The sequence below is a fragment of the Paraflavitalea speifideaquila genome (genome assembly GCF_032395985.1).
Taxonomy (GTDB): Bacteria; Bacteroidota; Bacteroidia; order Chitinophagales; family Chitinophagaceae; genus Paraflavitalea; species Paraflavitalea speifideaquila.
On the sequence record NZ_CP135920.1, the window covers coordinates 2,389,387 to 2,401,427 of the forward strand.

Annotated in this window: 10 protein-coding genes and 1 pseudogene; 9 read left to right on the plus strand and 2 right to left on the minus strand. The window is 47.5% G+C overall.

What is annotated here, in order from left to right; translation table 11 throughout:
* The first annotated feature begins 2 nt into the window (after positions 1–2).
* The 9 genes and pseudogenes from RS881_RS16555 to RS881_RS61630 all read left to right on the plus strand — a co-directional run bounded on the left by RS881_RS16555 (position 3) and on the right by RS881_RS61630 (position 8,194).
* Positions 3–1,025, plus strand: coding sequence for a sugar-binding domain-containing protein (locus RS881_RS16555; protein ID WP_315822085.1), 1,023 nt, complete (start codon positions 3–5; stop codon positions 1,023–1,025).
* Positions 986–1,861: a glycoside hydrolase family 2 TIM barrel-domain containing protein gene (locus tag RS881_RS16560; RefSeq protein WP_315822086.1), complete on the plus strand. Its 876-nt coding sequence runs from the start codon at positions 986–988 to the stop codon at positions 1,859–1,861. Before RS881_RS16555 ends, RS881_RS16560 begins: the two co-directional genes overlap by 40 nt.
* Positions 1,858–3,093: a beta-galactosidase small subunit family protein gene (locus RS881_RS16565; RefSeq protein WP_315822087.1), complete on the plus strand. Its 1,236-nt coding sequence runs from the start codon at positions 1,858–1,860 to the stop codon at positions 3,091–3,093. The genes RS881_RS16560 and RS881_RS16565 overlap by 4 nt, the downstream gene beginning before the upstream one ends.
* Before the next feature lie 5 nt (positions 3,094–3,098).
* Positions 3,099–3,866 carry a trehalase domain-containing protein gene (locus RS881_RS16570; RefSeq protein ID WP_315822088.1) on the plus strand — a complete coding sequence of 256 codons (768 nt, stop codon included), beginning with the start codon at positions 3,099–3,101 and terminating at the stop codon, positions 3,864–3,866.
* Between the two features lie 5 nt (positions 3,867–3,871).
* Complete coding sequence (locus RS881_RS16575; protein WP_315822089.1) at positions 3,872–4,987, plus strand: MGH1-like glycoside hydrolase domain-containing protein; 1,116 nt, start codon at positions 3,872–3,874, stop codon at positions 4,985–4,987.
* Between the two features lie 4 nt (positions 4,988–4,991).
* The gene (locus RS881_RS16580; RefSeq protein ID WP_315822090.1) at positions 4,992–5,198 is read left to right on the plus strand and encodes a hypothetical protein; all 207 of its coding nucleotides are present in this window, start codon (positions 4,992–4,994) and stop codon (positions 5,196–5,198) included.
* A complete protein-coding gene (locus RS881_RS16585) occupies positions 5,171–6,043 on the plus strand; it encodes a phosphotransferase (RefSeq protein ID WP_315822091.1) in 873 nt (290 codons plus the stop codon). Before RS881_RS16580 ends, RS881_RS16585 begins: the two co-directional genes overlap by 28 nt.
* Positions 6,019–7,281 carry an aminotransferase class III-fold pyridoxal phosphate-dependent enzyme gene (locus RS881_RS16590; protein ID WP_315822092.1) on the plus strand — a complete coding sequence of 421 codons (1,263 nt, stop codon included), beginning with the start codon at positions 6,019–6,021 and terminating at the stop codon, positions 7,279–7,281. The genes RS881_RS16585 and RS881_RS16590 overlap by 25 nt, the downstream gene beginning before the upstream one ends.
* A 53-nt stretch (positions 7,282–7,334) precedes the next feature.
* Positions 7,335–8,194, plus strand: a pseudogene (locus tag RS881_RS61630) (DUF1338 domain-containing protein).
* A 77-nt stretch (positions 8,195–8,271) separates the two neighbouring features.
* On the opposite strand, the gene RS881_RS16600 reads toward RS881_RS61630, so the two are convergent.
* Entirely contained in the window at positions 8,272–11,037 is a 2,766-nt protein-coding gene (locus RS881_RS16600; protein ID WP_315822093.1) for an outer membrane beta-barrel protein, read from the minus strand.
* Positions 11,038–11,204: 167 nt separating this feature from the next.
* Positions 11,205–11,516, minus strand: coding sequence for a carboxypeptidase-like regulatory domain-containing protein (locus RS881_RS16605; RefSeq protein ID WP_315822094.1), 312 nt, complete (start codon positions 11,514–11,516; stop codon positions 11,205–11,207).
* Positions 11,517–12,041: the final 525 nt, after the last annotated feature.

The following is a 12,041-nucleotide window of genomic DNA, read 5'->3' on the forward strand; positions in this document are numbered from 1 at the left end:
TAATGAAGTACAGCACTGGATTGAGTATTGGTTTGTTATTAGGAATGAATGTTTTTACTGCCCGGGCGCAGCAAGCAGTAAATGCCTGGGAAAACCCGGCCCTGCAAACGGAAAATGCGCTCGCACCCCATGCCTCTTTTGTACCGTCCATATCTGAAGCGGCCGCCCTGGCCGCTTTATCTTCTCCCAATGTACTATCGCTGGATGGCGTATGGAAATTCAAACTGGCAGCGTCGCCTGCCCTTAGGCCCGACAGTTTTTACCTGAACCAATATGATGTGAGTAGCTGGAGCAATATAAAAGTACCAGCTCACTGGCAAACCGAAGGGTTTGATAAATATATTTTTACGGATGTGGAGTATCCCATTCCTGTAAACCCTCCTTTCCCGCCGCAAAACGATAACCCGGTAGGTTCTTACCGCCGCCATTTTACCCTACCCCAGGCATGGGCCGGTAAAAACATAACCCTGCGCTTTGGGGCGGTCAATTCATTTTTCTATTGCTGGGTCAATGGAAAATACGTGGGCCTTAGCAAGGATAGTAAAACAGCCGCCGAGTTTGACATCACTGATTATTTAAGAAAAGGGGAGAACACAATAGCTGTTCAGGTATTTCGCTTTAGTGACGCCACTTACCTGGAAGGACAGGACATGTGGAAGCTTAGCGGCATAGAACGAAGTGTACAACTGATTGCCAGGCCTCCCATAGGTATACAGGATTTCTTTGTAAGGGCTGCCCTCGACAGTACCTATACCAAAGGTATCTTCAACCTCGATGTACAGTTGAACAAGGCAGCAGCTGAAGGCCGGCTTCAGATCAAATTGCTGGACGATAAAGGCACAACAGTTCTACAGCAACAAAGCCCATTGAATGGGGCCGCCAATTACCATTTTGAGGGCCTGTTAAGTAAGGTAAAAAGTTGGAATGCAGAAAGCCCCCAACTTTATACACTGCTTATAACACAGTACAACAAAAGGGTAAGCTGGTGGAATGTATTGCGCACAAAACAGGTTTCCGTACGGTAGCAATCAGGAACGGGTTGCTGTTGGTAAATGGCGTAGCGGTGAAGATCAAAGGGGTGAATCGCCATGAGCACAATATGTATACGGGCAAAGTGATTACGGCTGCCAGCATGAAGGAAGATATACAGCTCATGAAGCAATACCATATCAATGCGGTGCGTACCAGCCATTATCCCAATAGCCCGGAATGGTACCGCCTATGTGATGAATATGGTATCTATGTGGTGGATGAGGCCAATATAGAATGTGACGGCATGAGTTTTCATCCTGAAAAAACATTGTCAGATAAACCCTTGTGGAAGCAGGCCTACCTGCATCGTACCCAGCGGATGTTTGAATCCAATAAAAACCACTGTTCCATTATTACCTGGAGCCTGGGTAATGAAAGCGGCTTTGGCGAGAATTTCATGGCTACCTACCGGTACCTGAAATCAAAAGATGAGACCCGCCCTGTACAGTATGAAGGCGCTGGCCGCAATGAATTTACCGATATCGTGTGCCCCATGTACAAATCGCCCAATGTCATGTTGGAATATGTGAAAGAATGGCGCGACAGGCCCTTTATCCAATGCGAGTATGTCCACATGATGGGCAATGGCGGTGGTAACCTCAAAGCCTATTGGGATCTTATTTACAAGTACCCGCAATTACAAGGTGGTTTTATCTGGGATTTTTCGGACCAGACCCTTAAAATGAAAGACAAGGCAGGAAGGGATATTTGGGCCTATGGCCGCGATATGGGTAATGTGGGCCTTACCAGCGACACGAGTTATTGTGCCGATGGATTGTTTGCGGCCGACCGTACCCCCATCCACAGGCATTTGAGTTTAAAAAAGTGATACAGCCAGTCGCCTTTGAACCTGTAGCCTTGTCGGCCAATAGTATCCGGTTGATCAATCGACTTGACTTTACCGACCTTGATCAATTTACTTTCTCCTGGTACATAAAAGCAAATGGTGTAAAGCTACATGGAGGCGATCTGGAGGTTGGTTCACTGGCACCACATGGCGAAAAGATCATCAACCTGCCGCTCCCAGTCATAGCTCCTCAACCTGGGGTAGAATACTTTCTCACAATAGAGGCGCATACCCGGTATGCCAGCAGCCTACTGCCTGCGGGTGAACTGGCCGCCTGGGAACAATTCGGGCTGCCTGTATTCCAGGCACCGCTTCAACCCAGGGAAAGTAATAAAATTGTAAACTACCAGGACAACGGGCAGCAGATTACTATTGCCGATGGTGATTTTGAATTACAGTTTAACCGTACCACCGGCTGGCTGCAATCCTATGCCTGGCAAGGACAGCCCATCATGGCTTCGCCGCTGCAGCCGCATTTCTGGCGGGCGGCTACCGATAATGATATTGGTAATAGCCAACAGATACGTTGCGCGGTTTGGAAAGATGTTTTACAAACAGTAAGACTTGATTCCATGCAGGTGTCTAAGACCGATGACGGGCATGTAACCATTCACACCTGGCATTACCTGTCTGCGGTAAAAGCGGTTTACCAAGCTACTTATACCGTAGCGGCAGGTGGTGAGGTCCAGGTTGCCGTTGGTATGATAGCGGGGAAAGAGCGGATGCCTGAATTACCCCGTTTTGGTATGCGCCTATTGTTACAGGGAGCATTCGATCAGGTGCGTTGGTTGGGGCGTGGTCCATTTGATAATTATGCCGATAGGAATACGGCGGCGGCTGTTGATGTATACAGCATGAATGCCAGCCAGCTATTTCATCCTTATCCACGGGCGCAGGAAAGTGGTTATAGAACAGAGGTGCGTTGGATGCAATTGGTAAATGGCAAAGGCATGGGCCTTATTGCCCAGGGCAATCCGCTGATCAGTGCCGGGGTATTGCACTTCAATATGGATCGTCTGGAGTTTGACCGCCATGCTGCAGAAAATAACCATGGTGGCAGCATGATCAATGAGGATAAAGTATGGTGGAATATTGATTTCAAACAAATGGGTGTAGGAGGCGATAATAGCTGGGGCGCCAAACCACATGCGGAATACTGGCTGCCTTACCAGGATTACCATTATTCCTTTACCCTTCGCCCCATTGTAAAATAAAGCCAATGAAAATATGGATCGGCCTGCTCCTTGCCGTACAGGTAGCCCAGGCACAACGTACCAGTTATCCCGATGTATTGAACCTGCGCACAGCGCCACCTATAGGCAAAACCATCACCCACAATGTGTTCAGCGATATGGGCGCCTGGCATGCTTATGCACTACCTGCGCGTAAAGAAGACAATGGCGCATTCATAGGTCCCTTGTTGATGGACATGCAAGGCAGCTGGTTGAGTGATGCCTTCTCCAGGCTGGCACTTACCGAAAACGGTGAAACAATTTCCCTGGCTGATGCAAAAGCCCGCATTACCTATTATCCGGGCCTCCTGGAACAACAACTGGATATAGCCGGCCTCACCATCCTGCAACAATTGATCTTTGTATCGAACCGGGAAGCATTGTTGCACACCCGGTTGCTCAATAAAACAAGCCGTAGCAGAAAACTGTTGGTGCAGTACAGCGGCAAGGCGCCCGGTATAAGCAGCGGTAACAATAGTATACTAGTGCAGCAATTCAGGATCAGCTTTCCCATAGGAACCAGGCTGGAAACAGACAGCCTGCATTACACAGCACAATGGCCCGTTACTATTCAACCAGGTGGCAGCTACGCACAAACCCAGGTCCAGGCTTATTATCCCGATACGGTGCAGCAACCCCGTACCTACGATTTTACTATAGCCTTGCAGCAGAATACAAGCCGGTGGAATCATTACCTCGCCCGGTACTTTGGTACCTCAAACCAGTTAAGTGTTGCTGAAAAAGGCTGGCAGTAAAATGCATGGTTACCCTGTTGACCAACTGGCGCAGCCAATCGAAAGATATTTTGCATGATGGGGTGTTTCCTTCCATCAATTACCAGGGCTTTTATGGTGTGTGGAGCTGGGATAGCTGGAAACAGGCTGCGGGCCTCGCCAGTTTCTTTCCACAACTGGCCAAAAACAATATCCGTTCCATGTTCGATTACCAGGATGAACAGGGTATGATAGCCGACTGTATCTATGCCGATAAAAGAGAAAATAACTGGCGGGATACCAAGCCGCCTTTGGCCGCCTGGGCTGTGTGGGAAGTATACCGGCATACCAGGGATAAAGCTTTTGTGCAGGAAATGCTGCCAAAGCTTATCCGTTACCATCAGTGGTGGTACCAGTACCGGGATCATGACCGCAACGGTCTTTGTGAATATGGTTCTACCGACGGCACCCGCATTGCGGCTGCCTGGGAAAGTGGTATGGACAATGCAGTGCGGTTTGATAGTGCTGTTATGTTGAAGAATAGTGATGGCGCCTGGTCGCTTAACCAGGAAAGCGTAGACCTCAACGCGTATCTTTATGCCGAGAAATTGTATTTAGACAAATTATCGGTGATCGCAGGCAACAAATCGTCTGCATTTAAGCAGGAAGCAGCCATCCTGCTGCCCAAAATTGTCAACCAGTTTTATGATCCAACGGCAGGCTATTTTTACGACCGGCTGGCAGGCGCTCCGGAGCGGATCAGGATCGATGGGCCTGAAGGGTGGATTCCCTTGTGGGCTGGTATAGCTACTCAGCAACAGGCCGAAAGTATTAAAAGAAAAATGGAAGACCCGGCCAAGTTCAATACCAAAATACCATTGCCTACCCTGGCTGCCGATCATCCTGCTTTCGACCCGATGAAGGGATACTGGCGGGGGCCGGTTTGGCTCGACCAGTTTGCCTTTGGCACCACGGGCCTGCGCAAATATGGTTATCATCAACTGGCCAATACATTGGAAAAGAAATTGCTGGAGCAGGCCGAAGGTTTACTTACACAAGGCCCCTTGTACGAGAATTACCATCCCCTTACCGGTAAGGGGCTCAATGCAAGGAATTTCAGCTGGTCGGCGGCGCATCTCTTAATGATACTGAAAAATAAATAAAGACATGGAATTTACAGCTATTGAAGTGAAGCAGTTGGTGCAAAAAAATTACCTGCTGGCAGTGGAGGTTGAAACACTTTCGGGTTACGATGAATTCAATTACAAGATCACCGATGCTTCGGGCCGGAAACTGATCCTGAAGATCACAGGCGAGGAGAAATCTTATTCTTTCTCGATGCTCAGTTGCGTATACTGGAACACCTTACGGTAAGTCCGGTAGCCTGGAAGTTTCAACAGGTGCTCCGCAATAAGAACCGCCAGGAACTGACGCCCATTTTCAAAGATGGTAAACAATACTATCTACGCATCCTTACCTGGCTCGAAGGTGATTGTTGGGTACAGGTGAAGGATAAATCCAGGTCATTGTACCAGGGGTTGGGTAGCTTCTTAGGTAAAACCGATGAAGCTATGCAGGATTTTCAGCATGATGCCCTGCACCGTCCCTATACCTGGGATGTGAATACCGCAGCCAACTCCAATCAACTGCTGCATTGTATTACCGACCCGGCCAAACGCCGGGTGGCTGGTTATTTCGTACTGGCTTTTGAAACCGAGGTATTACCAGTTTTGAGTTCCCTGCGCCACGCTTGTATTCACAATGATGCCAATGATTACAATATCCTGGTGAAGGAGGGAGAAGTAAGTGGCCTCATCGACCTGGGCGATATGGTGTACTCAGCGCTGGTCAATAATGTAGCTATTGCTTGTACCTATGCAATGCTCAATACCGACCATCCCATTCAGGCTGCTGCCTGGGTGATAGAAGGTTACCATAAAGCCTTTCCCCTGACCGATCAGGAGATAGACCTCATTTATTACCTGGTAGCTGCCAGACTTTGTATCAGCGTTACCCAATCGGCCTGGCAAACATCCCTGGGCTCGGTCAACAGTCACCACTTTGTGACCGAACAACATGCCTGGGTATTGCTGGACCAGCTCATCCGAACCAATCCCCTGAAGGCAGCCGATACTTTCCGGAAAGCCTGTGGCAGGCCTGCCCTGATCCACCAGGAAAACGATTACAGCCCCTGTTGCGCGAAAGAAAAGCTTTTATAGGAAGGAACCTTAGCATCAGTTATAATAAGCCCCTCAAGATCGTTAAAGGCGCTTTACAATACCTCTATGACGACAAGGGAAGCACGTTTGTTGACTGTGTGAACAACGTGAGTCATGTGGGCCATTGCCATCCCGTAGTGGTAAAGGCGATGCAGAAACAAATTGCTTCCCTCAATACCAATACCCGGTACCTCAATGATCACCTGGTAGATTTTGCCAAAGCCCTTCATCGTACTTTACCTGCTAAGCTATCCGTATGTTATTTTACCAATTCGGGTAGTGAGGCCAATGACCTGGCCATTCGCATGGCCCGTCATTATACCAAAAGAAAAGAGGTGATGGTATTGGATCATGCCTATCATGGTACTTCTACCGTGGCCATAGAAATGAGCCCCTATAAATTTGATGGCAAGGGAGGGTTTGGTCAAATGCCGTATATCCACAAAGCCATTTCACCCGATCTGTACCGTGGTCCTTATGGTTATGACGATCCGGCAGCAGGCGAAAAATATGCTGCGGATGTAGCCTTCATACTGGCACAGTATCCCGGTAAGGTAGCTGCTTTCATTTGCGAAACCTTATTGGGTGTGGGTGGCCAGATACCATTACCCGATCATTACCTTGAAAAGGTATACACACATATCCGTAAGGATGGTGGTCTTTGTATTGCCGACGAAGTACAGGTTGGTTTTGGTAGGATAGGCGAGCATTTCTGGGGATTTGAACTACAGGGTGTGGAACCGGATATCGTAGTATTGGGCAAGCCCATTGGTAATGGCCATCCCCTGGCTGCTGTAGTGGTTACAGAAGAGATTGCCGATGCTTTTAACAATGGCATGGAGTACTTTAATACGTTTGGCGGCAATCCTGTTTCCATGGCTACCGGTAAGGCGGTACTGGAGGTAATACAAACCGAAAACATGCAACAGCATGCGCTTGAAACCGGTAATTTTTTAATGGAAAAGCTGCGAGGGTTGATGAGCAAACATGCCATCATCAGTGATGTGCGCGGGCATGGGCTCTTTGTAGGCGCCGAAATGGTGAAAGACAGGGTTACCAAAGAGCCGGCTGTAGCCGAGATCAATGCGGTGGTAGAAAGGATGAAAGAAAGAGGGTTCCTGCTTAGCACCGATGGTCCGTTGTACAATGTACTGAAAATAAAACCACCCCTCGTATTCAGTAAAGAGAATGCAGCCGATATGGTGCATCATCTGGATGAGGTATTGTCCAATCTTTAATATTAAATACAAGTATAGCCATGAATAATTTGCAATTGATATTGGATGGTTTGATGCGCCGCTATAAAGAGCGCGTGCCGGATGTTGATAAAGTGATCCCGGCAATGGTGCAGGAAGGCCTGATACGATCGGGCGCCGATATAGAGAATGACCATATTGCATTCAGAACCATGGGGGTGCCCCACCTGGGCATCCAGTCGCTGGAAAAATATTCCTGCACCATGGGTATACCAAAAGGGATTATTATTATTTCTCCGAAAAGAAGCTGGATGCCTATTGGTATGCACCTCCTGCACCTTCTCAGCCTCGTATTTTTATCAGTGAGCTGCGGGTGAAAGACCTTTCACCTGCCACGCAACAGCTTATACACAGCTATACGGATGAGGTAGTGAGTGATCCGGTATTGCAGTTGAACCTGGACAATGCAGCCCTGGTAGATGAATTCCTGCACTGTGGCCTTTGGCGCATCCCTGCTTATAACGATTTTACCGCCCTGGCCAAAGAAAGTGAATATGCTTCCTGGGCCATCTACAATCGTTATTACCTCAATCATTTCACCATCAGCGTACATAACCTGAAGCCCGGTTACAATACGATTGAACAGTTCAACCAGTTCCTGGAAAGCCATGGCCTCGTACTCAATGATGCAGGTGGTAAGTTTAAAATGAGCCCTGATGGCTTACTGCTGCAAAGCTCAACAGTAGCGGGAATGATGGACGCTGAATTTGCAGGCGGCGAAAAGCACCGTATTGCCGGTTCTTATGTAGAGTTTGCCGAACGCAGGGTATTGCCTGATTTTCAGGACCTCGATCCTGTCCATATTACCAGGCAGCACCGGCGCGAAGGGTTTGAAGCTGCCAATGCCAATAAAATATTTGAAAGTACCTACGCCTCACAAACCAATAAACACTAACCCGAAAGATCACCCGGTAGCTAAAAGATAGGGCGGCTTCATTACGAAGTCGCCCCATCTTTTATGATCAATCTTTATTAATTAAAGATATAACGCAGGCCTAACTGAATACCCCATGTGCTGGTGGTAGTATAGTTGGGCTGATAACCTGACTTGGGTAGATTATCTGCATCAAGTGTAAAGGTAGGATTGTCCTTGTTGAAGGTGGAAGGCTTGCCAAGGATACCCATATCCTGGAAGGTACCCAGAGTATACTGGTAGCGGTAACCCCACTGTGAATTAATCAGGTTAAGCGCATTGAGCAGGTCAACACTGAATTGAACAGTATGTTTCCTTCCACCGGCAGTGAAATTGAAATCCTGCAATACCCTGACATCAAGGGTGTGCGACCAGGGAAGCAGGGCGCCATATTTTTCAATATACTGACCTTTGTGCTTGCGAAGGTATTTGTCGCTCTCTATGAAAGCAAAGAAGGCATCGCTTTGTTCCTTGGCTGTATAGGTTCTGGGATTAGTGGTACTGGGTTTATATCCTTCCACAAATTTAATCTCAGAAGCATCTTTCGGAATATACAGCATATCGTTGGACTGACCATCGTTGTTGATGTCAGTACCATAACGGTATGTATACCTTTCCTGCGGCTGTGCTGCGTAGAACATACCAATGGTGGTAGCTGTTCTGCCACCCCAGTAATTGAAGCGTTTGGACAGGTTGGCTACAATGCGATGAGGAATGGAATAGTTAGAAGGTCCTTGGTCGGGCCTGTTGGGGTTGTAGATGATATTGTTGGTGTTGAAACCACTGGCGCTCTGGTCAGAGCTACCGATGGCTACTTCTTCAGCCAATGTCCAGGTATACGCTAAACCTGCTTCCCAGTTATTGGAGAAGGTTTTTTGTACCTGGGCTGTCAATGAAAAACTGTACCCCTTGCTGGTATTATCCAACACGATCATTTGGTTAATGTTGTCATTTAACCGGTTATTATAATAAGGCCTTTTGTCTGCACCCGCCAGTGTACCATTTTGTGCACCCAGGTTGGCATTCCGGAAAAAGGCATTGTTCACCTGTTTGGTATAAATAGCTTCGAGGGTGAATACATAGTTTCCTGCAAAGCGTTTGTCTACAGCCAGGTTACTTCTCCAAACCTGCGGCATTTTAAAGTCTTTGTCAACCGCACTGTAAGAAGGACGTCCGCCAGGGATGGTCGTACCTACAGGAGGGATATCGCCCTGGGCTGGGATATAGGTGTTACGGTCAGGATTGTATCGGACGTCGGCGAGTTTTGGGTTGGTTGTAGTACTAGCGATAAATGCAGCCCTGATCACGCCATTATCTCCTACTTGGTTTACCAGCCAGATGAAGGGGATACGGCCGGTAAATAAGCCGGTACCACCACGAACAATGATCGATTTGTCGCCTTCCGGATCATAGGTAAAACCTACGCGGGGAGAGAACAAAGGCTTTTGTTTAGGCCATTTGCTTACGTCAAAACGCTCATCTTTACCATCAGCATCTTTAAAGGTAACTGCTTCGAGTGCTGGGTTCCGCGGAGGATCATAAGGATAGAAGGGCAGATCAACACGCAGGCCATAAGTCAGCTTAAACTTGGCCGAAGGGGTCCATACATCCTGTGCATAGATACCTACTTGGGCAAATTTGGCTTCGGGCACTTTAATGCCGAGACGGTTAGTTGGATCATAAGCTACTGTAAACTGGGTAGGGGCTTTGTTGTCCAGGAAATCCTGTAAAGAAGCAAAGCGATAGTAGGCAGGACCTGCACCGCTGGTAAAGGAGTTGGCAAACTGCAGGTACTCATAACTTACACCGGCAGTCAAAGTGTGCTCACCCAGGTTAATGGTAAGGTTGTTGGCTATATTCAGGGCCTTGTCGCTGATGCTGTTCTGGTAAGAGAACAGATCAGTACCAAAGGAGGTCAGTACGTTATCCGCATCACGCATGATGTCAACAAAGGCAGCCGTGCTGTTGGGAATGCGCTTCAATTGGTTGTCGGTATAAGAAGCAATTAACTGGTTGGTTACCCTGGAGCTGAAATTAGAGTTCAATTCCAAAACACCCGATTTTACGATTACATTGTTCTTAAAGTTGGAACCGGAGAAGTTCAAACCACCTGTACCACGGCCACCGCGACGGCTATTGCTGTTGATACGGTTGATTGGACCACTGGATGAATTGATCTGGTCATCATCATTGGTTTCAGACTGCGTATAACGGAGTGTTAAACGGTGTTTGGGAGTGATGTTCCAATCTATACGGCCCAGGAATTTTTTATTATCAGTTTCAAAATCATACCCCTGGTAAATACCTGGATCATATTTATAATTGGAGATCAGGTATTGTTTTAATTTGTCCAGGTCGCTGGCCAGTACACCGGTCACATTGGGACCTGTATCACCTGCATCTTTCTTGGCAACAAATGTTTGCCCGGGCTGGGTTCTGTTTTCCTGCTCATAGTTAACAAAGAAAAACAGTTTATCCTTAATGATCGGACCGCCTATGCTACCACCAAAGATCTTGGTTGAACGGTCGGCATTGGGTACAGTCTGTCCTTTTACTTTCTTGCCATTGAAGCTTTGATCGCGGTAATAACCATACGCAGTTCCATACCAGTTGTTGGTACCACGGCGGGTAACAGCATTGATACCGCCACCGATAAAGCCCGACTGACGTACATCGTAAGGAGCGATATTTACCTGGATCTGGTCAACCGCATCAACGGAGATAGCAGAGGTAGCGCCACCGGGCACCATACCATCACCGCTACGGCCAAAGTTGTTGTTGAACAAAGAACCGTCAATGGTAATATTGTTATAACGGTTATTCATACCGGCAAAACTATTGCCATTGGCCTGTGGGGTAAGGCGGGTGAGGTTGGTGAGGTTACGGGCAACGTTGGGCAGGTTTTGTACCAGCCTGTTGCTGATGTTGGTAGAAGCACCGGTTTTAACGGTAACGCTTCTGCGGCCTGCACTGATGGTTACCGCCTGCAGTTCTACACCAGCGCCGGCCAGTGTGGCTTGCAGATCAAATTTTTCACCCAGGGGATATTGATATCAGACCTGGTGAAATCGGAAAACCCTACATAAGATACTTTTACGGCATAAGGGCCACCGGGAGGAATATTCGCTACATCGAACCGGCCACCTGTTCTGGTAATAACAGTAAATACGGATCCTGTAGGTTCATGTTTAAGGGTTACAGTAGCTCCTACCAGCGCATCACCCTTGTCGGTTTTGATAACGCCAGTCATACTACTGGTGGTGACCTGCGCCACCACGCTTGTAAAGCTGACAATAGCCAGCAAAAAAACAAAATGATCTGTGTGGATCTTCTCATATATGCATGTTTATATTTTCAGGGCGCAAAGAAACAATGATCTGGTCCGCTCTATGGATCAACTGCTATTATCAAATGATTAATTCCGGCTGCATCACAGCATAGGTCAATGTTTCTGGGTAAAATGGAACTTTTTTGCTTTTCATGGAAAAACAAGAATCGGTGGAGAGTTTCAAAGGGAATCAGGATAATTTTCAGTCGATGCGGCAAATGTAACAGAAAATAAAAGGAAAAGTTAAAATTGCATACACAGGTTATGCACAGCAATGCACGCCCGCTGAACTACCCAAAAACCCCGATATTCCTGCTCCATTTATCATTTCTATGAACTATTATACAGGGCAAATACCATTGTCCAAATGCTGCATCTTTACACAGCGATAATATTCACCCCACTGGCTGCCTGGCAGCAACCTTTTGCTCATTTAAGGCGTTATACTACTGGTATACAGCAATTAATTGCCTGTTACGGGCGCTCAATTACCGGATTGGA

Excerpts from the sequence above, each read along its gene's own strand:
- RS881_RS16575 (WP_315822089.1), top strand. The coding sequence starts at position 3,872 with ATGGTTACCCTGTTGACCAACTGGCGCAGCCAATCGAAAGATATTTTG.
- RS881_RS16555 (WP_315822085.1), top strand. The coding sequence starts at position 3 with ATGAAGTACAGCACTGGATTGAGTATTGGTTTGTTATTAGGAATGAAT.
- RS881_RS16600 (WP_315822093.1), bottom strand. The coding sequence starts at position 11,037 with ATGAATAACCGTTATAACAATATTACCATTGACGGTTCTTTGTTCAAC.
- RS881_RS16580 (WP_315822090.1), top strand. The coding sequence starts at position 4,992 with ATGGAATTTACAGCTATTGAAGTGAAGCAGTTGGTGCAAAAAAATTAC.
- RS881_RS16570 (WP_315822088.1), top strand. The coding sequence starts at position 3,099 with ATGAAAATATGGATCGGCCTGCTCCTTGCCGTACAGGTAGCCCAGGCA.